This is a genomic window from Mycolicibacterium vinylchloridicum, assembly GCF_013404075.1.
GTDB classification, from domain to species: Bacteria; Actinomycetota; Actinomycetes; order Mycobacteriales; family Mycobacteriaceae; genus Mycobacterium; species Mycobacterium vinylchloridicum.
The window spans coordinates 53032-79717 of sequence record NZ_JACBJQ010000008.1; the positions used below are offsets into that span (position 1 = coordinate 53032).

Annotated in this window: 24 protein-coding genes; 10 read left to right on the forward strand and 14 right to left on the reverse strand. The window is 67.6% G+C overall.

The window, feature by feature from the left end; genetic code table 11:
* The first annotated feature begins 3 nt into the window (after positions 1-3).
* The 5 genes from malQ (at position 4) to HPC46_RS09250 (ending at position 5163) form a co-directional block, all read left to right on the forward strand.
* Positions 4-2145, forward strand: coding sequence for a 4-alpha-glucanotransferase (gene malQ, locus HPC46_RS09230; protein ID WP_407665485.1), 2142 nt, complete (start codon positions 4-6; stop codon positions 2143-2145).
* Positions 2146-2147: 2 nt separating this feature from the next.
* A complete protein-coding gene (locus HPC46_RS09235; RefSeq protein WP_179469009.1) occupies positions 2148-2642 on the forward strand; it encodes an NUDIX hydrolase in 495 nt (164 codons plus the stop codon).
* A 9-nt stretch (positions 2643-2651) separates the two neighbouring features.
* Complete coding sequence (locus HPC46_RS09240; RefSeq protein ID WP_179469010.1) at positions 2652-3533, forward strand: LLM class F420-dependent oxidoreductase; 882 nt, start codon at positions 2652-2654, stop codon at positions 3531-3533.
* Positions 3530-3985: a nuclear transport factor 2 family protein gene (locus HPC46_RS09245; protein WP_179469012.1), complete on the forward strand. Its 456-nt coding sequence runs from the start codon at positions 3530-3532 to the stop codon at positions 3983-3985. The genes HPC46_RS09240 and HPC46_RS09245 overlap by 4 nt, the downstream gene beginning before the upstream one ends.
* Before the next feature lie 158 nt (positions 3986-4143).
* Positions 4144-5163 carry a hypothetical protein gene (locus HPC46_RS09250; RefSeq protein WP_179469014.1) on the forward strand — a complete coding sequence of 340 codons (1020 nt, stop codon included), beginning with the start codon at positions 4144-4146 and terminating at the stop codon, positions 5161-5163.
* 9 nt (positions 5164-5172) lie between these two features.
* Here HPC46_RS09250 and HPC46_RS09255 read toward each other — a convergent pair whose 3' ends face one another.
* The 13 genes from HPC46_RS09255 to HPC46_RS09315 form a co-directional block, all read right to left on the reverse strand.
* The gene (locus HPC46_RS09255) at positions 5173-6588 is read right to left on the reverse strand and encodes a mechanosensitive ion channel family protein (RefSeq protein WP_179469016.1); all 1416 of its coding nucleotides are present in this window, start codon (positions 6586-6588) and stop codon (positions 5173-5175) included.
* Positions 6585-8663: an adenylate/guanylate cyclase domain-containing protein gene (locus HPC46_RS09260; RefSeq protein ID WP_179469018.1), complete on the reverse strand. Its 2079-nt coding sequence runs from the start codon at positions 8661-8663 to the stop codon at positions 6585-6587. The genes HPC46_RS09255 and HPC46_RS09260 overlap by 4 nt, the downstream gene beginning before the upstream one ends.
* A 152-nt stretch (positions 8664-8815) precedes the next feature.
* Positions 8816-9844 (reverse strand): isopenicillin N synthase family dioxygenase, encoded by a 1029-nt coding sequence (locus HPC46_RS09265; RefSeq protein ID WP_179469020.1) that lies wholly within the window; start codon positions 9842-9844, stop codon positions 8816-8818.
* Positions 9841-10416: a hypothetical protein gene (locus HPC46_RS09270; protein ID WP_179469022.1), complete on the reverse strand. Its 576-nt coding sequence runs from the start codon at positions 10414-10416 to the stop codon at positions 9841-9843. The genes HPC46_RS09265 and HPC46_RS09270 overlap by 4 nt, the downstream gene beginning before the upstream one ends.
* The gene (locus HPC46_RS09275; RefSeq protein WP_179469024.1) at positions 10413-11426 is read right to left on the reverse strand and encodes an allantoicase; all 1014 of its coding nucleotides are present in this window, start codon (positions 11424-11426) and stop codon (positions 10413-10415) included. The genes HPC46_RS09270 and HPC46_RS09275 overlap by 4 nt, the downstream gene beginning before the upstream one ends.
* Positions 11423-12169: an aspartate/glutamate racemase family protein gene (locus tag HPC46_RS09280; protein WP_179469026.1), complete on the reverse strand. Its 747-nt coding sequence runs from the start codon at positions 12167-12169 to the stop codon at positions 11423-11425. The genes HPC46_RS09275 and HPC46_RS09280 overlap by 4 nt, the downstream gene beginning before the upstream one ends.
* Entirely contained in the window at positions 12166-13467 is a 1302-nt protein-coding gene (gene allB, locus HPC46_RS09285) for an allantoinase AllB (RefSeq protein ID WP_179469028.1), read from the reverse strand. Before allB ends, HPC46_RS09280 begins: the two co-directional genes overlap by 4 nt.
* The gene (locus HPC46_RS09290) at positions 13464-14297 is read right to left on the reverse strand and encodes an N-acyl homoserine lactonase family protein (protein ID WP_179469030.1); all 834 of its coding nucleotides are present in this window, start codon (positions 14295-14297) and stop codon (positions 13464-13466) included. The genes allB and HPC46_RS09290 overlap by 4 nt, the downstream gene beginning before the upstream one ends.
* Positions 14298-14302: 5 nt before the next feature.
* Positions 14303-15883: an ABC transporter substrate-binding protein gene (locus tag HPC46_RS09295; RefSeq protein ID WP_179469032.1), complete on the reverse strand. Its 1581-nt coding sequence runs from the start codon at positions 15881-15883 to the stop codon at positions 14303-14305.
* Positions 15880-16551 carry a cysteine hydrolase family protein gene (locus HPC46_RS09300; protein ID WP_179469034.1) on the reverse strand — a complete coding sequence of 224 codons (672 nt, stop codon included), beginning with the start codon at positions 16549-16551 and terminating at the stop codon, positions 15880-15882. Before HPC46_RS09300 ends, HPC46_RS09295 begins: the two co-directional genes overlap by 4 nt.
* A 4-nt stretch (positions 16552-16555) precedes the next feature.
* On the reverse strand, positions 16556-17560 hold the full coding sequence (locus HPC46_RS09305; RefSeq protein WP_179469036.1) for an ABC transporter permease: 1005 nt from the start codon (positions 17558-17560) through the stop codon (positions 16556-16558).
* Positions 17561-17570: 10 nt separating this feature from the next.
* A complete protein-coding gene (locus HPC46_RS09310) occupies positions 17571-18440 on the reverse strand; it encodes an ABC transporter permease (protein ID WP_179469038.1) in 870 nt (289 codons plus the stop codon).
* Complete coding sequence (locus HPC46_RS09315; RefSeq protein ID WP_179469040.1) at positions 18440-20437, reverse strand: dipeptide ABC transporter ATP-binding protein; 1998 nt, start codon at positions 20435-20437, stop codon at positions 18440-18442. The genes HPC46_RS09310 and HPC46_RS09315 overlap by 1 nt, the downstream gene beginning before the upstream one ends.
* 219 nt (positions 20438-20656) lie before the next feature.
* Between HPC46_RS09315 and HPC46_RS09320 the strand changes: the two genes are divergently transcribed.
* The 5 genes from HPC46_RS09320 (at position 20657) to HPC46_RS09340 (ending at position 25340) form a co-directional block, all read left to right on the forward strand.
* The gene (locus tag HPC46_RS09320; RefSeq protein WP_179469042.1) at positions 20657-21316 is read left to right on the forward strand and encodes a TetR/AcrR family transcriptional regulator; all 660 of its coding nucleotides are present in this window, start codon (positions 20657-20659) and stop codon (positions 21314-21316) included.
* A 9-nt stretch (positions 21317-21325) separates the two neighbouring features.
* On the forward strand, positions 21326-22744 hold the full coding sequence (locus HPC46_RS09325) for a serine/threonine-protein kinase (RefSeq protein ID WP_179469044.1): 1419 nt from the start codon (positions 21326-21328) through the stop codon (positions 22742-22744).
* Positions 22745-22874: 130 nt separating this feature from the next.
* Positions 22875-23288 (forward strand): hypothetical protein, encoded by a 414-nt coding sequence (locus tag HPC46_RS09330; RefSeq protein WP_218893921.1) that lies wholly within the window; start codon positions 22875-22877, stop codon positions 23286-23288.
* Between the two features lie 49 nt (positions 23289-23337).
* Positions 23338-24237: a metal-dependent hydrolase gene (locus tag HPC46_RS09335; protein ID WP_179469046.1), complete on the forward strand. Its 900-nt coding sequence runs from the start codon at positions 23338-23340 to the stop codon at positions 24235-24237.
* Entirely contained in the window at positions 24234-25340 is a 1107-nt protein-coding gene (locus HPC46_RS09340; RefSeq protein ID WP_179469048.1) for a PDR/VanB family oxidoreductase, read from the forward strand. The genes HPC46_RS09335 and HPC46_RS09340 overlap by 4 nt, the downstream gene beginning before the upstream one ends.
* Here HPC46_RS09340 and HPC46_RS09345 read toward each other — a convergent pair whose 3' ends face one another.
* Complete coding sequence (locus HPC46_RS09345) at positions 25341-26651, reverse strand: NAD(P)/FAD-dependent oxidoreductase (protein WP_179469050.1); 1311 nt, start codon at positions 26649-26651, stop codon at positions 25341-25343. It lies immediately after the preceding gene.
* Positions 26652-26686 lie beyond the last annotated feature (35 nt).

The window sequence follows — 26686 nt, forward strand, 5'->3', positions numbered from 1 at the left end:
AAGATGGCAGCCATGACTGATGCGTCGCTGTCCGAACTCGCCCACCGGTTCGGCGTGGCATGCGAATATCACGACTGGACCGGACGGCTCGTGCCCGTCGGCGAGGCCACGCTGGTGGCGGTCCTGAACGGCCTCGGCATCGACGCCGGCACCGAAGAGGGCCGCGCAGCAGCACTTTCGGCGCAGGACGTCCGGTACTGGTCACGGTCACTGCCGCCGACCATCATTGGCCGCGCCGACAGCGAGACGTCGTTTTGGGTTCATGTCGACCACGGCGATCCCGCGCACGTGTGGGTTCGGCTCGAGGACGGCACGGTCCGCAGCGGGGTGCGGCAGACCGACAACTGGACGGCGCCGTTCGACCTGAACGGCCGGATGGTCGGCGAGGCGACGTTCGTGCTGCCGGCCGATCTGCCGCTCGGCTACCACCATGTCCATCTGCGCTCGGGCGATCAGGAAGCGAGCACGCCGCTGATCATCACCCCGGCCTGGCTCGGGCTGCCGGCCCGGCTGGGTGCGCGCCGCACCTGGGGGCTGGCCGTTCAGCTCTACAGCGTGCGCTCGAAGAACTCTTGGGGCGTGGGCGATCTCGGCGATCTCGCCGACCTCGCGGTGTGGGCCGGGGCACGTCACGGCGCCGGCTACGTGCTGGTGAACCCGCTGCACGCCGCAGCGCCCACCCAACCGATGGAGCCCTCCCCCTATCTGCCGACCTCTCGACGGTTCACCAATCCGCTGTACCTGCGGGTCGAGTCCGTCCCCGAATTCGCGTTCCTGCCCAAGCGCGGCCGGGTCTGGAAGCTACGTGCCGCGATCCAGGCGCGTGCCCGCAAGGTGGACACCATCGACCGCGACGCCTCGTGGACGGCCAAACGCGTTGCACTGAAAGCGATTTACCGGGTACCCCGGTCGGCAGGCCGCCAGCTCGCGTTCGAGGCCTTCAAGGAGCGGGAAGGCCGGGCACTCGACGACTTCGCGACCTGGTCGGCGCTGGCCGAGAAATACGGCGGCAACTGGCACGAGTGGCCCGACGCGCTGCGGCACCCGGCCAGTCCCAAGGTGCTCGAGTTCGCGCAGCGGCACAGCTCGGCCGTCGAGTTCCATCGCTGGCTGCAGTGGCAGCTCGACGATCAGCTCGCCGCCACGCAGTCGCAGGCGGTCCGCACCGGCATGGCGCTGGGGATCATGCACGACCTGGCCGTTGGCGTGCATCCCGACGGTGCCGATGCCTGGGCCTTGCAGGACGTGCTGGCGCTCGGTGTCACGGCGGGTGCGCCGCCCGACGAATTCAACCAGCTCGGCCAGAATTGGTCGCAACCGCCGTGGCGACCCGATCAACTGGAAGAGCTTGGCTACCAACCTTTTCGGGACCTGATCGCGGCTATCCTGCGGCACGCCGGCGGGGTGCGCATCGACCACATCATCGGGTTGTTCCGGCTGTGGTGGATTCCCTCGGGTGCGTCGCCGACCGCCGGCACCTACGTGCGCTACAACCACGACGCGATGATCGGGATCGTCGCGCTGGAGGCCTACCGGGCCGGCGCCGTCGTCGTCGGCGAGGATCTGGGCACCGTGGAGCCGTGGGTGCGCGACTACCTGCGGGCGCGAGGGATCTTGGGCACCTCGATCCTGTGGTTCGAGCGGGACAACGATGGTGACCGCGGACCGCTGCAGGCCGAGCGGTGGCGCGAGTTGTGCCTGTCCTCGGTGACCACCCACGATCTGCCGCCGACACCGGGGTATCTGGCCGGCGAGCACGTCCGGCTGCGCGACGAGCTGGGCCTGCTCACCCGGCCCGCGGAGGACGAGTTGGCCGACGATCGCGCCGAGCAGGCGGCGTGGCTGGCCGAACTGCGCCGGGTCGGTCTGCTCGGTGCAGATCCCGATGAGGAGCAGGTGATCCTGGGCCTGTACCGGTATCTGGCCCGTACCCCGTCGCGGCTGTTGGCGTTGGCGTTGCCCGATGCCGTGGGTGACCGCCGCACTCAGAACCAGCCCGGAACCACCAACGAGTACCCGAATTGGCGGGTCCCGCTGACCGGGCCGGACCGCTCGCCGATGCTGCTCGAAGATGTGCTGACCGACCGACGGGCGCAGACACTGGCCGCCGCGCTGCACGCGGCCACCGTGCCGCGCCCGGAGTAGCGATGCCGAAATACAGTGCGGGCGTGCTGTTGCACCGCGTCACCGATGGGGTCGCCGAGGTGCTGATCGGCCATCCCGGCGGACCGTTCTGGGCGCGCAAGGACGACGGCGCCTGGTCGATTCCCAAGGGCGAGTATGAGCCCGACGAGGATCCGTGGGCGGCCGCGCGACGTGAGTTCGCCGAGGAGCTGGGCTGCGCCGTGCCCGACGGACCCCGGATCGCGTTCGATCCGGTCAAGCAGCCGAGCGGCAAGGTGCTGACGGTCTTCGCCGTCGAAGCCGACTTCGACGTGACCGGCGCGCGCAGCAACACCTTCACGATGGAATGGCCGAAAGGGTCGGGCCGGATGCAGGAGTTTCCCGAGTTGGACCGGGTGGGCTGGTTCCCGGTCGCGCATGCCCGGCGCAAACTTCTCAAGGGGCACGTCGTGTTTCTGGACCTGCTGATGGCTCAGCTGGCGGGACCGGGCGAAGGCGAGTCGGACCCGGAGGGTTAGCCTCACGACGTGAAGGTCGCCGTCGTCGCTCCCATCGGAGCCGGGGTCACCGCGGACCCTCGGTGGATGGGTGAATTCGCCCGCCACCTCGAGATGTGCGGCTTCGAATCGATCGTCATGGCCGAGCACACCGTGCTGGTGACCCGCTACAGCAGCGTGTATCCGTACGATCCGTCCGGTCGGGTCGAGGTGGCCCCGGACTGCCCGGTGCCCGATCCGCTGGAGATGTTGGCGTTTATCGCCGGCCAGACCACGAACCTGGGCCTTGCCACCGGTGTGCTGGTGTTACCCAACCACCATCCGGTGATGCTGGCCAAGCGGGCCGCGACCATCGATGTCCTCTCCGGCGGGCGGCTGCGGCTCTGCGTCGGCGTGGGGTGGCTGCGCGAGGAGATCGAGGCGTGCGGTGCGGATTTCGACAGCCGGGGCAGGCGCGCCGACGAGCAGATCCACGTGCTGAGGGCGCTGTGGGCCGACAATCCCGACGGGGTCAGCCATCACGGCGAGTTCTACGATTTCGACGACGCGATGTGTTATCCGAAACCGGTTTCTGCACAGGGCATACCGATTCACATCGGTGGTCACAGCCGTTTCGCGGCACGCCGGGCGGGCCGGCTGGGTGACGGCTTTCAGCCGCTCGGGGTCGGCGGCAGCGAGCTGGCGACCCTGGTCGAAGTGATGCGGGTGGCCGCCGAAGAGGCGGGCCGCGACCCGGACACCCTCGAGTTGTCGCTTGGGCACCTGGTCACCAAGGTCGACGCCGACCGCGCCGGACGTCTGGCCGATGTGGGTGCTACTCGCCTGGTGCTGGGCATGCCGCCGGTCACCGATATCGACGAGGCCAAGGACCTGCTGTCGGCCTGCGCACAGCGACTGGGCCTGTCGCCGTGAGCCTTTCGGTGCCGGATCGCCTGGCGCTGTCGGATGTCGTGCACCGCTATGCCGGTGCCGTCGACGATCGGGATATCCAGTCCGTGCTCGGATTGTTCGCGAGCGATGGCGAATTGGTGCTGCCGGAACCTCCGGATGTGCTGATGCCGGTGCGCCACCACCGCGGGCCCGACGAGATCGCGGCCGCGCTGGCGGCGGCGAGCACCGTCGGCCGCACGCATCACGCCATCGACTCCGAGGTATACACCGCGGGCTCGAATCCTGATCTGGCACAGGGGCGTATCGCGGCGACCGCGCACCACTGGAGCCGGCGTGACGAAGGCATCGTCGACCTGGTGTGGTACTTGCGCTACGACGACGACTACGCGCGGACTGAATTCGGTTGGCGGATAACGCGCCGCGCCCTCACGATCGACGCGATCGAGACGCGCCCTGCCCGCCGGCTGCGGTAGCCGATTCCCACCGCGAGCAGACGCGAAAACCCCCTTTTTTGTGCCAATTTGGGGGGTTTCGCGTCTGCTCGCGGTCTTAATGGCCTGATCCGGCCATCAGTCAAAGATGGCCGCGTTGGGTGATGCACCCCAGGTGCCGCCATTCGTAGGTTTGCGGCATGACAGCGATCGAGTGCACCGAATCATCCGCCTGTGCCCGGACCAAGCCGGCACGGCTGAGCAACCAGATCGCCGGCGGCTTGGTACTCGCCGGGTTGAGCGCGAGTGCGCTCGCGGCGGCCCTGGGCACAGCCCCCCAGGCGAGCGCCAGCTGCGCATCCTTTTTCGGCGTCGGCAACAGCTCGGACTGCGTGAGTACCGCTACCAGCATCGCGATCGCACTGGGTCCCGGAGCGCGGGCCTACGCCTTGGGCAGCCTAGGAAGCGCGGTGGCGGTCGGAGCGCTGTCCTACGCGTCCACCGACGCCAACACCGTGTTGGGAACCGCGTCCGCACTCGGAAACGGAGCCGGTGCGTACGTCGCCAACGGCGCCCGCATGACCTCGGCTTTCGCCGTCGGCACCCACGCGGCGGCGGTAATCAATGGAGGTCTCCTGAATCAGGCTGTGGCGCTGGGCGATAACACCCTCGGGTACGTGAACACCTCGGGCTCAGGGGGACTGGTCGGCGGCAATCTCGCCGTGGTGATCGGCAACAGCCGACATCTGGCCCAGGCGACTGCGGATGGCAGCGGCAATGTCGCCGTCAGCATCTTCAGTCCGTCATCTGCTAAGGACTTCGGCAGCAATGTGGTTGCTTCCGGCACGTTCAACGTTGCTGCCAGCTTGTTGTCTCGCGACAGCCAGGTCTTCGCCGGCTACGGCGCCAAAGTTCTGGCCGGCACCCGTAACGCGGCGTTCAGCATTTTCGGCCAGGGTAACGACATCGCTGCCCAGGGACCCGGGACCATCCTGGTATCGGTGCTCGAGCACGCCGCGACCACCATCAGACAGGGTCCGGGCCTCACGATCAACGGCGTCAACCTCCTCGGCCGCCCGCCAGTCCAACAGAGCGGGACCACCTCGCCGGCGGCGACCACAAAGACCGGCGCGCGGGAGCGTCGCACGCCCGCTACGGGCAAACCTGCGACCACACACGGTGCGAAGAGTGGACGTCGGGCGACGCCGAGGTCGCGGTGAGCCCGGTGTCTAGCGCACGCCGGCAGCTGCCTCGGCAAGCGCGTCCGTCGCCGCCTTGCGGCGCATCTCGATGACGTCCCCGATCTGACGCGCCAGCCGGGCATTGTGCTGCACCACCGAATTCATGGCGTCGCGCGGGACCGACACGAGCGTGGTGTCGGTGAGCGCGACCACCCCGGTGATCATCCGCTGGCGGGTCAACGACGTCCCGCCGATGTAGTCCCCCACGCCCAACTGGCCCAGCGACAACTCCCGGCCGTCCTCGGCATAGACGACCATCTCCACTGATCCCGCGGTGATGAAGCACACCGAGTCCGGAACGGAGTTGACCGGCTGGATGATCTCGCCTTCGGCATAGAGCAGCTGACGGCTCGCCGCGGACATCGTGGCGACCGCTTCGGATCCCAGCCCCAGTGCCGCGGCGACCCGCTGCACCGCGGCGTCCACATAAGCCGCGGCGGCGTCGGGATCGGGGTTGGCTTCGTCGAGGTGCAGCCCGGCCCGCTGTGCGGCGTACCACGCGCGGTGCAGCAGCAGCGATTTGGTCCGCCCCTCATCGGCGGGTGAGGCGATCGGTACCGACACCTTGTACTTGGCCTCCCCCAGCGCCACCACCTTGGCCGGGGTATTGGCCAGCCGGGTCGGCAGGCCGGTGGCCACCGCCATCAGCGCCGCCGCCACCGCGCCCGGTGGATCGTCCGGTCCGAACGTCAACGTGGCTGCCGCCAGATAGGCCGCACCCTGAACCCGGCTCAGGTTGGTGAACGATCCGGTCGCCAGCATCGCGTTCGGCACGATCTGGATCCCGTTGCCGGTGTCGATGTGCGCCGCACGCCAGTTCACTTCGACCACGCGGCCTTTGGCGGGCGCGGTGTCCAGCCAGTCGCCGATCCGGAACGGCTGCTCGAACAACAGCAGCAGCCCCGCGATGACGGGGCCGACGGCGGTCTGTACCGCAAGACCGATCACGATCGACGTCACCCCGACCGCCGCGACCAGCCCGCCGATATTGGCACCCCACACCCAGGACAGCAGCAGGCCGACACCGAGAATGATCAGCACCAGCCGACCCAGATCGATGAAGATGCCCGGTAGGCGTTCGCGCCAGCTCCCCGACCGCGCTGCGCCGAACAACGCCGCGTTGGCCCCCGACAACAGCAGCAGCATGATCAAGAACCCGAAGACCGTCGCGGCGATCTTCGACCAGGTCGCGTCGATGTCAGCCTGTTCCAGCTGCGCGATCAGCAGGTACACCGCGCACGCCGGAAGCACCCAATTTCTCAGCAGGGCAACCGGTTTGGCATAGGAACTGCCCCGACGAGCCAACACCCCGTGCAGCTCGCTGAGCACCAACAGCGCCAGCGGCAAGCCGATGATGACGCCGAGTGCCGGCCAGAACCAGGGTTGTGAGGTCAGCCCGCTCATGCCGACTGCCGCGTTCCGACATCCAGCCGCCACACCGGCTCGTTACCGTCTGCGCCACTGAGGGTGCCCGCGTCGGAGAACGTATAGATGCCCACGACAGCCTCGTGCACCCGATCGCTGACGAACACCCCTGGCGTCTTGGTTGCCGCGTGCACCCGGTTGGCCAGATCCACGGCCTCGCCCCACAGCGCGTAGATCTTCGAGCGCTGCCCCACCAGACCGCTCGTCACCGGTCCACTGTCGATGCCGGCACGGATCGCCAGCCGCGCGTCATGCTGATCGTTGAAGCGATGCACGATATCGGTCAGCTCGTTGGCGAACGCAATCGTCCGACTGGCATGGTCGACCCGGGGCACCACCAGACCGCAGGTCGCCAGCAGCCCGTTGTCCTGCATGCTGCGCACCTGTTCGACGCCATGTCGCTCGGCGGCGTCGTCGAAGGATTCGGCCAGCGAGTTGAGCATTGCGACCGACTCGCCGGTCGGCATCGAGCGGGAGAACTCGTCGAACCCGAGCAACTGCGCGTAGATGACCGACACATCGCGGTAGTGCGTGCTGATGTTCTCCTCACCCTCGCGGTAGCGCCGCGCGACGGGCTCGGGCATCAAGCTGGCCAGCAGATCGTCGTTCTCGCGCCGCTGCTCGTCGATGAGTCGCTGTTTGGTCTGCAGGCTCGCGCTCATATCGTTGAAAGCCGAAGCCAGTTCCCCGATTTCGTCTTGCGCCGAGACCGGGACGCTCACCCCGAGCTCACCGCCGGCGACTCGGCGCACCGCAGCGGCCAGATTCTTGATCGGTCGGGTCAGAATCCTGCTGAACAGCAACGCCAGCAGCGAGACCACCACCACGATCGCCGCCGTCGACAAGGCGATGTTGCGGGCGAACGTGGTCACCGGGGCCAGCGCCTCGGACCGATCGATCTTGGCGACTATGACCCAGTCCAGGCCCGGTATCTGCAAGGGTGCGTAGGCGACCAGCGCCTCCGGGCCGATGTAGTCCCGCGCGGTCGTCACACCTGTCTCACCGGTGAGTGCCCGGTTGACCGCCAGCTTGTCGACCGGCTGCAGCAGCACACTGTCCTTGACGTCGACCTGACGTTGGGCGATGTCCTCCGGGGTCCCGTCGGCGACCACTTCTTCGACGTAGTGCTTGGGGTCGGTGAGCAGTTCCCGCGACACCGATCTCATCAGCTTGTCCGGCCCGGCGAGGTAGGTCTCACCGGACTGCCCGAGACCGTCGTCCACCCAGCCGCCTTGCCCGGTCATCACGTCGTTGATCGAGTCGAGTGACAACTGCAGGGCGAGCATCCCGCCGATGGATCCGTCCCGGCCGATCGGCGACAGCACCCACTGCGTCGGACGCCCGAACGACGGCGCGTACCGCTCGAAGTCACTGATGAACGTCTGATCCACCGACGTCGCCTGCAACGCCTTGCGGTAGGTGGTCGCCAGGACGGTGGTGCTGTATGGGCCGCTGTTCACGTTGGTCCCGAGATCGACGCCCTTGTACGCCGAATAGACGACATTGCCCTGGGTATCGAGGATCAACGCGTCCTCGAAGTTGAAGCGCTGTGTCAAGTCGGCGAAGAACGGCTGATAGCGGGCATTCACCGCCGACCAGGCACTGGGATCACCGGCCGAATTGACCTTGATCGCCGCGTCGGAATCCCCTTGCGCCGGAACGGTATAGAGGTCCTGCAGATACATTGCCGCATTGGTGGTCGGTTGGAACAACGAGGCGTCCACGGGTTGCCCGGTGCTCTGCGCCAGCGCGGGCCCGAACTCGGTCGCGTAGTACTTGGCCACCGCCTGTTCGGCGCCGGGCGGCAACGGCGTCGTCTGAAGTTCATTGAAGGCCTTACTGAATTCGTTGACCGCGGCGATCGATTGTGTCCCATGCGTGACGATCGAGGCCGCGTCGCTGATGTCGGCGTAGAACTCGGTGATCTCGCGTGCCCGCGACTCGCGCAGTTGGGTCAGCCGTTGAAACTCGGCATTACGCAGCGATGTGGTGCCGGAGACGTATCCGATGGCACCCGCGATCACGACCGAGACGATGCTGACGGCCAACAACATGATCAACAACTTCGACTGAAACCCCAGCGATCGCCGTCGAGAACCCCGCGACAGCGCACCCGATAGTCGGACCACGTATGACCCCCCTCGTGTTGCGGCATCGCCGCTGATCGAGCGGATGCTAACCCATCAGTCGGGGTCGGGGATGTCAGTTACTTCGACTGGAGTGCCTCCTGGCCGAATGTGCCCGTCGCCAGCGATCCTTCCGGCAGCACCAGATCCCCGCTTTCCAGCCGGGACCTCAGATAGGCGAACGTCTGCGCGGTCTGTGCGAACAGATGCTCACCCGCCACCAACGCCGGCCGCGACGGACCGCCGGCGGCGGCGAACTGCGGCAGCGGTTGCACCACCGTGTGGTAATCGACGTTGAAGAACAACGGGAACGAATAGCGCTCCTCTTTCACCTTGCGCACCCGGTGCGAGGTGGCGACGTATTCGCCATTGGTCCACAACTCGAGCAGGTCGCCGACGTTGACGACGAAGGTGCCCGGGATCGGCGGCACATCGATCCACTCGCCGGCACCGTTGAGGACTTCGAGCCCCGGTGCGGTCGGCTTGAGCAGGGTGAAGCACTCGTAGTCGGTATGCGCCCCGATACCCTGGGCGTCTTCGGCATCCGGGTTGTACGGGTAGTAGATCAGCCGCAGCTGGCTCGGCGTCTTGGTGGCATGCCTGGTGAACGTGTCGGGATCCTCCTGCAGCGCAACAGCGAAGGCCCACAACAGATCCCGCCCGACGCTGAGTGCCGCCTGGTAGTACGCGGTGACGGTCTCGGCGAAACCGGGGATGTCGGGCCACACATTGGGCCCGAGCATCGGGTTGCCGGCGAGGTGGTCGGGGTCGTCGACGGGCAGATCCAGTGCCGTGTCGAACGCCTCTTTGAAATCGGGCTTGTCGCCGTAGAAGCCCTCCTCGCCGACCGGCACATAGCCGCGGTGGCAACTGGACAGCCCGATGTAGGAGGCCATCTTCTGATCCATCGGCAGCGCGAAGAACTCCTTGGTCGCCGCCAGCAGCTTCTCGAACAGCTCGTCGCTGACCGCGGTACCGGAGATGTAGAAGAACCCCACCTCACGCGCTGCTGCACCGAGTTCGGCTGCCACCCGCTCCCGCTCGGCGATGTCGGCCGACCGCAGTCCACTGATATCGATGACCGGCACCGACTGGAATGCTCCGCTCACAATGTCACGCTTCCTTCGCTTTCCTTGATCTCCCAGGCGATGTCATCGTCGACACGTAGCCGTCCTGCTGCCAATTCGGGCTGTAGTACCGCGCCCACTCGGGTCGCATCGGCGGAAGTGGTTATCCGCCAGCCTGTCCCATCGATCTCGCCGATCGACACGTCGGCCGTGTCGCCGCTGCGCCAGGCCCAGCCGAACCGGTTCCCCACCCGCACGAGCACCGCCGACGCCAGCAACAGACCCCAGCAGGGTTCGGCGGTGCCCGGCTCACGCTTCCAATGCTCGGTGTAATCGGCATGCACCCCGACCTCGACGAGCGTGTCGCCGTCCCAGCTCATCTGCCCGGCGTCTGGAAGACCGGGTGGTTGCAGGTCCACCATCCGGTTCCACTCGAAGACGTCGAGGCGTTGATCGAGCCGGCCCGCGAATCCCTCGCCCGGGCCGCGCACGTCGACGAACAGCGAAAGGCCTTGTAACCAGACAACATTCGTCCCGATATCACGGGTTCCGTCGGCCTCGATCAGCAGGGTGCGCCGCCACAATCCGCTGCACTCGGCGATCGACGGTGTCACAGTGCGGCCTCCCACCGCTGCCGAAGCAGTGCCAGGCCCGCCTCGGTGGGCCGGCCCAATGCGCGAACCCGGGCGATGCCGCCGTCGGGATAGGCCTGCACCCGGATCGCCGTGATCGCGGCCGCGTCCACCACGAAGAGCTGCCGAGCATCGGCGAGCAGCTGGGTTCGGGGCACCACGATCTCGTCGAACGACAAAGCCCACCAGGGTCGCTGGGCGCTCGGCCGGTCGCGGGTCCCGTACACGCAGACTTCGCGCGAGGCGTTGAACACGAAGTACGACGTGTCGATCTCGATGCGATCCAGATCGGTCGGTGTGAGGAACGAGATCGTCACCGCGTCATGGGTGTCGGGCCCGATGTCGCGGCGGCGCCGGGCCTCCCAGCCCGACCCCATGTTGTGTGGCCGGTCGGCCGAGAGGATGGCGCGGGCATCGGAATAGAAGGTGTCGCTGCAATGCTCGATGCGCCCGCCCTGCTCGGCTCCCGACACCTCGACGGTCACCCCGGACCACAGTGCCGGGTCGGGCACCGGCTCGCCGTACGCCCGCAGCCTGGCCACTCCGCCGTCGGAGGCGATCACCAGTTTCAGGTGCGTGTAGCGGCGCGCGTCGGTGACGGCGATCGGGTTGTGCGCATCGGCTTTCAACGGCGTCGGCGCCGCCACCAGCCGCCAATCCACCGACGCATCACACGGGTTGTCAGCGGATGTCAGCGTGGCGCCGTACACCGTTGCGCCGGTGGGATGGTTGCCGGTGAAGAAGCGGGTGTCCACGTCGACGGTGCGCAGCCGGCCGGGCACGCCGAGCCGGATGATGGCCCAATCCCCCTGCGGCGCGTGGCGGCGTGTCTCCCAGCCGTCGACCACCTCACCCCGCAGGTCGAACGTGCCGGGTACGAAATTCGGTTCGGCCGGCTCGATGAGCCGCTCCTTGACGCCGAACGACTCGTCGCTCGCCGCGACGACGCTGCCGCCGACGGCGCGGCTGGCGAGGTCCAGTTCTTCGGTCATAGTCCCAGTGCCTTCGACAGCGGCCAATGCGACCGCGGGTTGTCCGGACCCGGCGCATATGCCCCGGCCTTACTCGTGGACACGCCAAGCCCGACCAGCATCTGCGCCAGGCCCACCGCCGCGGCCACCCCGTCGACCGCGGGCACACCGAGCGCGTCGGTGATCGCGCCGGTCACCCCGGCCATGCCCGCACAGCCCAGGCAGATGACATCGGCGCCGTCCTCGGTCACCGCAAGCTCGGCTTCGGCGACGATCGCCGTGATTGCACCCGCCGGATCCGCGTCGACTTCGGCCGTTCCCAACCCGCAGGCGCGAACCGATGCGCAATGGGCGGCCAGACCGGCCAGCAGCAACCGGTCCTCGATCGGCGCGATCGAGCGGGCCAGCGTGGTCACCACCGAGAACCGCCTGCCGATCAGATGCGCGACGTGGGCGGCGGATTCGGCAATGTCGAGCACGGGAATCTCGAGCATCTCCTGTAGCGCATCCTTGCCGTGTTCGCCGAAGCCGGCCAGCACCACCGCGTTGAAGTCGAAGGTCCCGGTTGCCTGCAGGCTCGCCACGGCGTCCATCACTCCGACGGCGGATAGATAGCTCTCTGCCGCCGAGTCGATCGCAGCCGCCCCGAAACTGGGCTCAGTGGTGACTATTTCGGTTCCCGGCGCGGCGGCGGCGCGGGCCGCGGCGTCGATCTCGGCGCTCATCGTCACCGAGGTGTTCGGGTTGAGCACCAGGATTTTCACGCTGCCTCCGGTATGCCGCCGACCCACGTCTGCCGCACCGTGCCGGTCAGTTCGGCGCCTTCGTACGGCGTGATCGGATGGCGGTGCCGCAGTTGAGCACCGCGCACCACCCACGATGCTTCGGGGTCGAAGACGCAGAAGTCGGCGCGCTTGCCGGGCGCGATCACCCCGCGGTCGGTCAATCCGGCCAGCACGGCCGGCGCTTGCGCCATCCACCGGCACACGTCGGGCAGATCGAATCCCGCCCGGGCAGCCTGGGTCCACAAGGCGGGAAGCGCGATCTGCAGGGAGCTGACCCCGCCGAACGCGCGGCCGAAGTCACCGCCGTCGAGGTCTTTGTGCTCACGCGCGCACGGTGAGTGGTCAGAGACCACCATGTCCAGGGTGCCGTCCGCCAAGGCCGCCCACAGCGACTTGCGGTTGTCCTCGCCGCGGATGGGCGGGCAGGCAGCGAACACCGTACCGCCGTCCGGGATGTCCTCGGCGGCGAAAGTCAGGTAGTGCGGGCACGTTTCGGCGGTCACCGGCAACCCGGCCTGTTTGGCCTCGGCGATGAGCGGCAGCACCGCGGCGCTGGAGACGTGCACGATGTGGGCTCGGGCGCCGGTATCGGCGACGGCGTCGAGCACGATCCGCACCGCGTCCAGTTCGGCGTTGTCGGGACGAGACCGCAGGAAGCCGGCGTAGTCGCGGCCCACCGGTGGCGGGCAGTCAGCCAGCACGCGCGCACTCTCCGCATGCACCAGCAGGACCGAATCCAGCTCGGCCACAACGGCCATCGCGGTCCGGAATTCGGCGATGTCGAGCGGCGGGAAGTTCGGGTTGCCCGACTCGGACAGGAAGCACTTGAACCCGAGCACACCCGCGGCCGCCAGTTCACCGAACGTGTCGAGATTGTCGGGCACGATCCCGCCCCAGAATCCGGTGTCGACGCGACACACCCCGGCGGCCGCGGCCCGCTTGAGGTCGAGCGCGGCCACCGTCGTCGTCACCGGGTCACTGTCCAGAGGCATATCGACGATGGTGGTGATACCACCGGTCAGCGCCGCCGCTGTGGCGGTGGCGAAGCCCTCCCAATCGGTGCCCGGATCGTTGACGTGCACGTGGGTGTCCACCAGGCCGGGCATCAGCACGACATCGGCTCCCAGCACCGTGTGTGCGGCGCCGGCCAGCTCGGCGCCGAAATCGTCGACGACCTGGATCATGCCGTCCGCCAACCCGATTGCGGCCGGTCGGACGACGCCGTCGAGAACTGCGCGCCGGGCGCGCAGGACGTGCTCGACGACCGGGCCGCTCACCGCGGCCGCACCGGACCGAACCGCTCCTCGAGCCGGTGGGTCAGTTCCGGCCAGACGTGGGGGTCGTGGCCGGGAACCAACTCGTACCCCGACTCGGCGGCGAGCCTCTTGAGCCGCCGGATCGGCTCCACGGTATCGGCCGGGTCGACACCGATGAAGCCGCCGATCGGCAGCTCGTGCTCGATGTTCTCGGTCAGATCGGCGGCGTCGAAGGCGAACACGAAACCTCCGCCGCCGACCGTCTGGTCCAGCTCGACGACGAAGCTCTGGTGGCCCGGCGTGTGCCCATACGTGGGTATCGCGGTGATTCCCGGTGCGATCTCGGCTTCACCGTCGGCCAGGACCCAGTCGATCCGCGGATCGTCGAAGTCCACCCGGACGATCGCATTCCGTTCTGGCTCAGGGTGATTCGACAGACCGTACTCCAGCTCGCGGCGCTGCGCATGCACCGGAACCTTGCCGGCGAACAGCTTGACGCCGCCGGCATGGTCGTGGTGGAGGTGCGACAGCGCCACGAGATGGATGTCGTCGACGTCGATACCGATGTCGTGCAACGACTCCTCGATCGGCTCACCCGGTCCCGGGAGCACCGGGATGTACTCGACGGTCGGGAAGAACCGCCGGTACAGCGCCGGATCACGGATCAGCGCCGTGTTGAACCCGGTGTCGAGCAGCACCCAGCCGCCGTCGGTCTGCAGCAGCACGCCCGGTACCGGTTCGCGCATCCGCAGCTCCGGTGGCGAGCCGTACACCGACACCGACTTGGGCAACTCCTCCCAACCGAGCGTGAGCAGGACGATCCGCCGAACCTTCCCGACTCCCAGAGCCACTGGCGTCAGCCCGCCGACAGGGCGGCCAGCCGCAGCGAGTTCGGGTCGGTCACCACGTGCGCCTGCTCCACGCCCTTGAGCCACGGCTGCGTCACCATGAAGTCGTTGACATCGGCGACATTCAGCCAGCAACCGGTCTTCACCGCTTCCTCCCCGGCCGTGCCGAAGTCGGCGTCCGAGCCGGTCGGCAGACCCTTGGCCAGGGCATCGGTGATCGGCGGTGCCGAGCACCCGAAGAAGTTCAGGCCACCGTCGGCGTCCCAGGAGATATGCCCCCAGGTGTAGGGCGAGGGCGCGTCCGGCCACCCGAGGTAGGTCATGATCTCCGGCGCGGCCTGCCCGTCACCGCCGACCCAGCCGTAGATCTCCGACGTGGGATAGGCCTGCACTTTGGCATTCAGGCCGGCCGCGGCCAGCTGCGTCTGAATCAGGTTGCTGATCAACTGATTGTCGGGGTTGGACGAGTCGTAGCCGATGGTGACGGCCTTCTGGTCGGCAGGCAGGCTTGCCGCGAGTCCGGTGAGCACCGACGGATCATGTGTCACCGACTGCTTGCCGAACTCGGCCGCCATCATGTTCGGCGGGTAGATCTGCTCAGCTTTCTGGCCGCGGCCGAAGTACGTCTGCTTGACCAGTTCGTCGACATTGATGGCCTGCATCACGGCATTACGGTTCTTGACGTCGGTCATCATGCCCTTCTTCGGGTTGATGTAGACGAAGTTCGACATCATGGTCGGCAGCGAATAGTTCGCGAACGACTTGTTGTCCAGGTAGGACTGAACCGCCGATGACGGCAGGTCATGCAGTATCGCCGCGAGTTGTCCGTTGTTGAACTGCAACTGCTGCGCCGAGACGTCGGTGATCACCGGCAACTCCACCTTCTCGAAGTAGGGCTTGGCGCCCCAGTAGTCCCCGAAGGCGGTCAGCTGGTACTTCGAGCCGACCTCGGCGGCCGTCAGCGTGTAGGGGCCGGTGCCCAGGTCGTGACTGGTGAGATAGGCCTGCGCGTGGTCGCTGCCCGCGTTCTTCTGCAGACCTTCGGGACTCATCATGCGCGGCCCGTACGGGCACGCCAGGTAGTCCAGGAACGCCGAGTTCGGTGCCTTCAACGTGACGGTGACATCGTAATCACCTTGGGTGGTGACGGATTCGACGTCGGAGACCATGTATGCGGGTCCCTGGTTCACCGCCGCCCGCCGGTCGAAGGAGGCCTTCACAGCCGCGGAGGTGAAGGGGGTGCCGTCGTGGAACTTCACCCCTTGGCGCAGTTTGAAATTGAAGACCTTGTTGTCCGGCGAGGCCGTCCACTCGGTGGCCAGAAGCGGCTCCAACTCGGGCTTGTCGGTGCCGCTCTTGTATTGCAGCAGACCCTCGTAGGTGTTGGTGGTCAGCAGCAGGCCCTGGCCGGCGTAGTAGATATCGGGGTCCGGCGGCTGACCGGGATCCTGCAGGAACGACAGCTTCAGCACCTTGTCGGTCGGGGCGGCGTTGGGTGTACTGCCGCCACCCGAATTCGAACCGCCACAGGCCGTCAGGGTCAGCGCTGCCGTCGCACCGATCGCGAGGAGCATGGTGAGTTTCTTCATCGGGTGGCTCCTTCGAGTACCGGGGTGGTCAGAGAGGCTTCGGAGCCGCTCCGGCGGGGACATTCGGCAAAGGCGTCGAGGATCTCTTCGGTGGTACGCATCGCACCGGTCTGCAGGTACTCCATCGCATCAAGCGCGGCGTCATGGCGATACACAGAGGAACCACCGACGCAATCGGTCGCCACCCGCACGTAGAAGTCCCGCTGGTGGGCATCGGCGAAGGTGTAGTGCACACACACGTCGGTCAGGCCGCCGATCAGGATCAGCGTGTCGGCCTTCAACCCGGACAACACGATTTCGAATTCGGTCCCGATGAAACCGGAGTAGCGCCGCTTGACGATATGGAACTCGTGGTTGGGGCCATCGAAGTCCGGCAACAACTCCGGATGCAGCGGGGTGCCGGGCCGCCCATCGATGCAGTGTGGTCCTTCGACGCCGTCGAGTTCACGACCGAAGTCAATGCCGCTGGCGCGGTGCACTTCCTGGAAGAACACGATCGGGATGGTCGCGGCGCGCGCGGCGGCGATCAATTGCCGCGCCCGGTCGATCCGGTCGGCATATCCGGCCATGTGCGGGATGCCCACCTCTTCGACCGGCATGTCGCCGGCCTCCTGCATGTCCACGACGACCAGAACGGGATTACCCACGATCAGTGGCTGTTTCGGCACCTACTCATCCTCCTGTTACTGCGATGCGGGGGTCTGCGGCGGCCTGCAGAAGATCCACGGCCGTATTGATGAAGACGTAGAGCGCGCCGAGCATCAGCGTCACTCCGGCGATCGCCGGGAAGTCGGCGACCGGGATGCTCTGCGCGATGTACTGACCGATGCCCGGCCAGCCGAAGACCTGCTCGACCACCAACACCCCGGAGAACATCAGCCCGACCTGCAGGCCGGTCATCGACAATGCCGATCCGACGCAGTTGCGCAGCACGTGTGCACCGACGATCCGGCTCTCCGACAAGCCTTTTGCGCGTGCGGTGCGCGCGTAGTCGCTGTCCATGTCGGCCAGCAGGCTCGAACGCAGCACCCGTCCGATGGCCACCGCCGGGCCCAGCGCGATCACCAAGGCCGGCAGGATCAGGTGGTGCAGCGCGTCGGTGACGACGTCGAGACGCCCGGCCAGCAGACCGTCGACGGTCAGCAACCCGGTGGGCCCGGTCGGCGGGTTGCTGATTCCGGTGCGGCCGTTGGCCGGTACCCAGCCCAGCTTCTGGTAGAACACGATCAGTCCGAGGATGCCGAGCAGGAACATCGGCGCCGACGCTCCGGTGAACAGGACCGCCCGCAGCGCAGCCGATCCCCGCCACTTCAGCGTGGTGCTGAAGGCCAATAGCACCGCGAGCACCAGTGCGATCCCGATGCCGTAGAGCGCCAGTTCCAGGGTGGCCGGAAAGAAGCTGCCGAGATCGGACGCCACGGGGTGGCGCGTGCGGTAGGACTGGCCCAGGTCGCCGTGCACCGCGGCGGTGAGGTAGTTCCAGAACTGGTTGATCAGCGGGTCGTTGAGTCCGAGCGCTTCCCTGCGTGCGGCGACAGCAGAGGCAGACGCTTGCGCCCCCATCTGGGCCTTGACCGGGTCCAGCGGCGAAATATGTTGCAGGACAAACATGACCGCGGTCAGCGCGACCAGGATCGCCACCATGGCCGCCAGTCGGGAGACGATGAATGTTCTCACCGGTAGCCTCCTAGCTTGTCTTCATCAAGTTGCGCAGGCTGTCGCCGGCGATGTTGCCGATCAGGGCCAGGACCAGAACTGCCAGGCCCGGCATCACCGGAATCCACCACTGCTGCAGGAAATAGCTCAGATTGCGAGCGGCGTCCGCGCCCAGTTCCGGGGCGGGTGCCGACTGGCCGAGGCCGAGGAACGACAGTGCGGCCAGGGTGAGGATCAGCGTCCCGATATCCAGGCTCGCGGCCACCAGTGAGTTGGGAACCGCCCCGGGCAGCAAGTGCCGCAACGCGACCCGGATCGGTCCCACGCCCGCCAGCCGGGCCGCCTCGACGTGTGGGCGCGCTGCCAGCCGGACGATCTCACCGCGAACCAGCCTGGCGTAGAACGGCCACCACACGATCGACACCGCGATCAGGGTGTGGATGAAGCCGGGACCGAGTGCCGCGACGACGGCGATGGCAAGAACCGGTGCGGGCAGCGACAGGAAGCCGTCGGTGATGCGCATCAGGACGGTGTCCACCCAGCCGCCGGTAGCGCCTGCGATCAACCCGACCACTCCGCCGATCAGCAACCCGACGGCGACCACCACCAGTGCGGCGAACCAGCTGGACCGCACACCGAACAGCACCCGGCTCAAGATGTCACGCCCGATGCTGTCGGTGCCGAGCAGGAAGCCGTCCTTGCCCGGCGCCTGCAGCGGCATGCCGACCGGAATCAGCGGATCGTGCGGGGCGAGCACCGGCACCGCGACCGCGATCAGCGTCACCAGCAGGATCAGCGACACGCCAAGCCAATTCACTACCGTCGCACGGTCTTTGGGTAGTGCCGCCATCCGCTTCTCTCGACTGCGCAGCAGCGCGGGGGCGGGTATCGCGATGGCCATCAGCGCGCCTTTCGTTCGATACAGGCGACCTGGTGCGGGCTGCCGGGGATGCCTTCGAGCCGCACGTCGAGTTCGGGGTCGTTGCAGGTGTCGATCGCGATCGGGCACCGGGGGTGGAAGGCGCATCCCGTCGGCGGGGACAGCGGGCTGGCGGGCTCGCCGGCCAGCACCCGGCAATCGCGGCCCAGATCGGGAATCGCATCGACCAGTGCCTGCGTGTACGGGTGCGTGGGGCGGCCGATGACGTCCTCGGCCGGACCGATTTCGACGATCCGGCCCAGGTACATCACCGCGATCCGGTCGGCCACCACCCGTGCCACCGACAGGTCGTGGGTCACGAACACCACCGACATGTCCAGCCTGCGGCGCAAATCGCCGATCAGGTTGAGCACCGAGGCAGCCAGCGAGACATCGAGTGCACTGGTCGGCTCGTCGCACAACAGCACCTGCGGCGGGATCACGGTGGCTCGCGCCAGCGATACCCGCTGCCGCTGCCCACCGGAGAGTTGACCGGCCCGCGACTTGACGATGTCTTGTGGCAGGCCGACCCGCTCGAGCACCGCGGCGACGGCCTCCTTGCGTTCGGCCCGCGACATCGAGGTACCGCGCAGCCGCTCGCCGATCAGCTCACCCACCGACAGCCACGGCGTCAGCGACGCGCCGGCATCCTGGAACACCATCTGCGGACGCTGGCCTCCGGCCAGCTCGACCTCACCGGTGGTGGGCTTCTCCAACCCTGCGATGATCCGCAGCAGGGTCGACTTGCCCGATCCGCTCTCCCCCACCAGGGCCACCGATTCGCCGTGCGCGACGGTCAGGGACACACCGCGCAACGCCTGCAGTTTGCTCTGCTTGGGGCCCGAACGGTCGAGCCAGCGGCGGCGCACCGCGAACGACTTGGTAACGGTGCGGACGTCGACCGCGGCGGGCTGCTCCAGGTCGATCTCGGCCCGGTCGGCGAAGGCCTCGGCCTCGGCGGCAACCACACCGCCCAACTCGGCCCGCATCTGCTCGGGCGCGATGATGCAGGCACTGACCCGATTGGCGGCGACGACCGCCGGATCCGGTGGTGTGGTGGAACATTCGGGGCGGGCCACGCCGCACCGGGGCACGAAGGCGCAGCCGGGCAGCGGGGCGGTCGGGCTGGGCACCTGGCCCGCCATCGCGGCCAGCGGTCGATCACGCGCGGTGTCGAGGGTCAGCCGTGATTGCAGCAGTCCGTGGGTGTAGGGGTGTGCCGGCGTGGCCAGAACGTCGGCGGTCGGCCCGATCTCGGCGATCCGGCCGGCGTAGAGCACTGCGATGCGGTCGGCGATCTGAGCGGCCACCCCGAGGTCGTGGGTGATCAGCACGATGCTGCAACCGATTTCGGAGCGCAGCCGCTGCAGCAGCGCCAGCACCTGGGCCTGCACGGTGACGTCGAGCGCGGTGGTCGGTTCGTCGGCGATGATCAGTTCGGGGTTGCCGGCCACCGCGATCGCGATCATCACGCGCTGACGCAAGCCACCGGACAGTTCGTGCGGGTAGGCCCGCAGCCGTCGCTGCGGGTCCGGAATGCCAACGGCGGTCAGCAGTTTGAGCGCCTCTTCGGTGCTGCCAGCGACCTCTTCGACCTGCTTGCCGATCCGCATCGTGGGGTTCAGCGAGGTCATCGGGTCCTGGAACACGGCGCCGAGATCGAGGCGCCGGACTTTACGCAGCTGCTTGGCTGCGCCGGTCAGCATGTCGGTTTCGCAGACCTGCACGCTGCCGCGGGTCTTCGCGGACCCGAGCAGGCCGAGCATGCTGAACCCCAGCACGCTCTTGCCGGACCCGGACTCGCCGACCAGGCCGACGATCTCGCCGGGCGCGATGGCCAGTGACACGCCGCGCAACGCGTGCACGTCCTTGCCGTTACGACGGAACGTGACGCACAGGTCATCCACTGCCGCGACCACGTCGCCCGGCGTCGTCGCCGGGGCGTCAGGTCGTAGCGCAACACTTGCGGCGCTCGCCATGCGGAGTCTCCCCGAGGGTTAGAAGGTCACGAGGATGAGCTCACCGGTGAGTCATCAGCCTGTCGATTGACAGTTTTACGGGCGTCGTGTCGCGGTGGGTGTCGCTGGCGTAACCAATCCATGGCGTCGCGTAACCGATAGGTATCCCGCGTTTCTGTCGTGTGACAGAAAATCCCCGGGTCTGTCTTTTCGCTGGTGATGTAGGTCAACATCGGAGCCATGGAACCAACGCGGGCGGGCCGTCCGCGCTTGACCGAACGGCGCAGGCCGGGCACGACCGCCCGGGAGGAGATCCTCGACGCCGCCGCGGAGCTGTTCACCACCCGCGGCTACGCCAGCACGTCCACCCGGGCGATTGCCGAGGCGGTGGGCATCCGGCAGGCCTCGCTGTACCACTATTTCAAGACCAAGGATGAGCTGCTCTCGGCGCTGCTGCACCAGACCGTTACGCCGACGCTGGTGTTCCTTGCCGAGCTGCGGCAGGCCGAGCCGTCTGCGGCGCAGAGCCTGCATGCCCTGGCCGCCTTCGACGGCGCCCAGCTGTTGACGTCGCGGTGGAACCTGGGCGCGCTGTATCTGTTGCCCGAGCTCCGGGAAGCCCGGCTGGCGACGTTCTGGACCGAGCGTGAGCGGCTGCGGCTGGCCTACCTGGATCTGAGCCGGGCGATCCTCGCGGTGACCGGGGTCGCCGACGATGCCGCCGACCTGCCGTTTCGGCTGGTCGAGTCGCTGGTGAACATGTGGTCACCACCTCCGCGGCCCGATCCTTCGACGCTGGCCGGCCACGTCGCCGATGCCTGTCTGCGGGTGCTCGGTGTCAACGACAGCGCGCTGACCGCTCTGCGCGCGTCCGGACCTGCGTGGGCAGGACATTTGTAGGATCAGGCCATGCCGCTGGCCGAAGGCGAGACATTCGCGGGTTACACGATCCTGCGCTTGCTCGGCGCGGGCGGCATGGGCGAGGTCTATCTCGCTCAGCATCCTCGACTGCCCCGCCGCGATGCGCTGAAGGTGTTGCCCGCCTCGGTGAGCGGTGACGACGAATACCGGGCCCGGTTCGAGCGTGAGGCCGATATCGCCGCGACGCTATGGCATCCGCACATCGTCGGTGTCCACGATCGCGGCGATTTCGAGGGGCAGCTGTGGATCGCGATGGACTATGTCGACGGCACCGACGCCGGCGATCTGCTCAGGCGCCATCCCGACGGTTTGCCGCAACGGGACGTGCTCAACATCGTCACCGCGGTCGCCGAGGCGCTGGACTACGCGCACCAACGGCATCTGCTGCACCGCGACGTCAAACCCGCCAACATCCTGGTGGCCAAGCAGGAGACCGGCGAGGAGCGAATCCTTCTGGCGGACTTCGGTATTGCCCGGTGGGCTGACGACCCCAGCGGATTGACGCAGACCAACATGACGGTCGGCACGGTGTCCTATGCCGCGCCGGAACAGCTGATGGGCCGCGACCTGGACGGCCGGGCCGACCAGTACGCGCTGGCCGCCACCGCCTATCACCTGCTGACCGGCAAGCCGCCGTTCCTGCACTCCAACCCTGCCGTGGTGATCAGCCAGCATCTGTCGGCGGCGCCCCCGAACCTCGCCGACCACCGCCCTGATCTCGCCGACCTCGACCCGGCACTGCAGAAGGCGTTGGCCAAGGACCCGGCCGACCGCTTCGAGAGGTGTGTCGACTTTGCGCGCGCGCTGTCGCACCACATCACCCTGCCGCTGTCCGGTGACGGCCGGACCGACGCCGATGCCACCCGGCTGACCCCGATCGACGACCCAGGACCCACGGCCCACAAGTCGTGGCTGCGCCCGGCGATCCTGGTTCCGGTGCTGCTCGTGCTGTTGATCGCGGTGGCCGCCGCGTTCATCGCCGGGCGCGATCGCGGCGAGACCGTCGCCACCCAGGACGTCCGGACCACCACGACGACGCCGACGCCCGTCGTGCCCCCGCCCCCGCCGGTCACCACCACGACGACCACGTCGACGACCACCAGCACCCCGACCGACACCGTCACGGTCCAGCCGACGCCCACCGCCGTCATCGGGTCGGACTGCACCGAGCCGGGCGCCTCCGGCACCACCGCGGACGGGGCCACCGCGTACTGCACGCAGCTGCAATACACGAACCGGTATCTGTGGTCGGTCCACCAGGATGTGATCCCGAACCCGGTGGTCACGTCCTCGCCGGTTTCTCCCCCGCCGATCGAGAACGAGTCCCCGGTACGGGTCTGCATGCAGGAAACCGGGCACACCCGGCTGCGGTGCGCCGAGGAAATCCTGCGCGGCAACGGCCCCTAGTTTTCTGCGGATGAAACATCCGGGTGGTGCCGTGACGATAGACGTCTCAAGGGGCTGGTGGGACCTGCTCGAAGGGCGCGCGCCCAGCGACCTGAGCTATGTTCGACCGGACACACAGACGGAGGTTGCAGTGAAGAGGCTCATCCTGGTGGCCGCCGGAGCGCTTGCCGCGGGTTCGGCAGCAGCCGCACTCGGCATGGGATCCAGCAACGCCGACCCGAACGCCGGCGGCACCCTCAACATCCTCGGCGAGCCCTACTACAAGGCCGTCGCCATCCTGCACGCCCAAGGCGTTTCCACGGTGTTCGGCGGCTCGGTCGGCAGCGAGGTGCCCCAGGCGAAGTGCATCGTGCAGAGCCAGAAGTACCTGGCCAGCGGCAAGATGCAGCTGATGCTGAACTGCACGAAGGCCGCCCAGCCAGAGGCTCCGCCGCCCAGCTCGGCAGGCAGCGCGCCACAGGCACCGATCCCGGCCGACGGTGGCAGCCGCCCGACGCCCGGAGCGCCCGGCACCGTGACGGTTACGCCGACTCAAGTCGGCTGAGCACCCCCTCGGCTAGACTTTTCGGCAGTCTGCCGGGAGGTTTTCGCCCATGCTGCGCCCACGCCGTTTCGAGCACGAGATCGATCCTGGCCGGGTACAGATCCAGGCCAGAAGAGTCGACTTCGACGTCTCCGAGGCACCGCTGCACTGGATTCCCGGCCATCCCGTCGCATCCAACGTGATCGGGTTGCTCAACGTCGTCCTCCCGGTGGCCGAGCGCTGGTTCGTCGCCACATACAACGAGGCGTTGCCGCTGGTCAAAGATCCCCGTCTGGCCGAGGACATGCGCGGCTTCATCGGCCAGGAGGCCACCCACGCCGACGTCCACGAACGCGTGCTCCAGGAGCTGATGGTCGCCCGCGGGGTCGACCCGGAGCCGATCCTGCGCCAGCTCGACTACGTCTTCGGTCAGGTTCTCTCGCCCAGCCCGTCGGACAATCCGCGCAAGCGGCTCAACCACCTGTGTGACCGGCTGTGGCTGATCGCGGCGATCGAGCACTACACCGCGGTGCTCGGCGACTTCGCGCTCAACAGCGCCTGGGATGATTACGGCGCCGATCCCACCCTGGTCGACGTGTTCCGCTGGCACGGTAGCGAAGAGGTCGAGCACCGCAACGTGGCCCACGAGGTCGCGGTCTACTTCCACGACAGCTACCCCGACCGAATCCGTTCCATGGGTATGGCGGCGACGCTGATCGCCGGCTTCTTCAACCGCGGCGCCTGGTACCTGTGCCGCACCGACCCCAGCCTGGATATGAGCTGGTGGCGGATGCAGCGGCTGCGGGCCGACGACTCCAAGCGGGGCCTGCTGCCCAAGTACCGCACGCTGTTCGGCTCCGCGACGCTGACCTACTTCCGGCCGAACTATTCGCCGGAGGACGTCGGCTCCACCGCGCAGGCGGTCGCCTATCTGGCCAGCTCACCAGCCGCCCGCGCCGCGCACCTGTGAAGCCGCTGGCCCGCTTGCGGGGGACCCCGCCCAGTGCCTCGGGACGGACCCGCCATGACATTCCGCTGCGCCTCACCGACGCGGCCATCTCCACCTTGTGGGCGGTCAGCGGTGCGATCCGCAGGCCCGCGACTCCGCAGGGCCGCGACCATACGCTCACGCTGCAGATCGTCGAACGCCATGTCGTCGCCCGCGATCAGAACGTCGTGGCGCTGACATTGGCCGCGCCCGATCAGCGGCCGCTCCCGCCGTGGCATCCGGGTGCGCACCTGGATATCCACCTGCCCAGCGGACGGATCCGGCAATACTCCCTGTGCGGCGACCCTGACCTGCGCAGCTACTACCGAATTGCTGTGCGGCGCATACCCGATGGCGGTGGTGGCTCGATCGAGGTGCACGACGGCCTCGGTGTCGGGGCACGCGTGACCAGCAGTGGACCCCGAAATGCGTTCCCGCTCACCGTTCCCGGCTACGGTTCGCCCACCCGGCGACTGCGGTTCATCGCCGGTGGAATCGGTATCACCCCGATTCTGCCGATGCTCGGCCTGGCCGAGCGCCTCGGTGTCGACTGGTCGATGATCTACGCCGGACGCAGCGAAGAATCCATCCCGTTCCTCGATGAGGTGCGCCGATTCGGTTCGCGGGTGCACATCCGCACCGACGATGTGCACGGAGTGCCCACTGCCGCAGAGCTTTTGGGTGACTGTCCGGACGGGGTGGGGGTGTACACCTGCGGTCCCGCGCCGATGCTGACCGCCATCCGGGCCGCGCTCGCCGAACGTGACGATATCGAGCTGCACTTCGAGCGGTTTGCCGCCGCGCCGGTGGTCGACGGCACGAACTTCAGCGTGACGGTGGCCTCCACGGGAGCCACCCTGGCCGTCAGGTCCGACGAGACGCTGCTGTCCGCACTGCGGCGCGAGCAAGTCGCCGCACCGTACTCGTGCCAGCAGGGATTCTGTGGTACCTGCCGAACCCGGGTCATCAATGGTGTTGTCCAGCACCGAGATACGCTGCTCACCGAGCCCGAGCAGGCCGCCGGGATGATGCTCACCTGTGTGTCACGCGCACCCAAGGGTGGCCATCTGGAGCTCGACCTGTAGTCAGTCGACCTTGGGCATCGGGATGCCCTCGCTGGTCGAGAACCGCGCATCCTCCTGGGTCGCGAGCCCCATCGACACCAGAGTCCGCGGGAACATCAGATCGGTCAGGTAGGCCAGCCCCACCGCCCAGCGGTTGACCGCCCGCGGTATCGCATACAGGTGATAGGCGCGGGTGACAGCCTTGGCCGGCAGGCCCGACAGCGGGATGTTGAGTGGATTGGCGACCGCCTTGCGCGGACCGAGATCGACGACCAGGCCCATGTTGCGGTGCCGGTAGTCCTTCGGCGTGCCGAAACCCAGACTGGCCGCGACATTACGCGCCAGCGCTTTGCCCTGACGCACCGAATGCTGGGCGGTCGGCGGGGTGATCGTGCCGGGCTCGGTCAGGTCCGGCACCGCGGCGGCATCGCCGGCGGCGAACACATCGGGGTGGCCCGGCACAGACAAGTTCGCGGCGACCTTCAGCCGTCCCTTCTCGGTCGGTAGGCCGAGGGTCTCGATCAGCGGAGCGGCCGTCACCCCTGTCACCCACGCCACTGTGCGGGTGTCCAGCCGTGAATCATCGCTCAGCACAACATGATCAGCGTGCAGCTCTTTCAGCGTCAGGCCGAGTCGCACGTCGATGCCGCGGGCGTCCAGAACCTTCATGGCGGCCTTGCCCAGCTTCTCGCCGACCTCGGGCATGACCTGTTTGGCCAGATCCAGCAGGACGAAGCGCACCGATTCCGGGTCGAAATCCATCTGCTTGGCCGCCGCGTCGGCCAGCGCACGCAGCTGCGCGACCAGTTCGGTTCCCGAATAGGACGCGCCCACCACCACGATGGTCCGCCGGCCGGCGGCCACCGCGGGATCCTCGTCTAGGCTGGCCAGTTCCAGCTGCCCGAGCACGTGGTCGCGCAGGTACAACGCCTCGGCGACGGACTTGAGGCCGCGGGCGTAGGTGGCCAGGCCGGGGATGTCGAACAACCGGGTCACCGAGCCCGGGGTGAGCACCAGCCGGTCCCAGGTCAGCTCGCGAGTGCGGTCCTCCGGATCGGTGTAGCTCAGCGTGTGCGCCGTCAGATCGACACGTTCCACATTGCCCCTGATCGCCCGCACCCCGGGCAACGTGCCTGCCAGGGGAATCGTCACGAACCGGGCGTCGACCACCCCGCCCGCCACGTCAGGCAACAGCGGCGTGTAGAGCATGTAGTCGATCGGCGAGATGATCGTGACCTTGACATCGCTGTGGTGCCGGCGAAGCTGCCGCTGCAGTCGTCGCGCGCACTCGAAACCGGTGAAACCGCTGCCCACTATCACCACAGACGTCATCAACGTCCATTTATACCCGAGGCGCCGGATTGCAA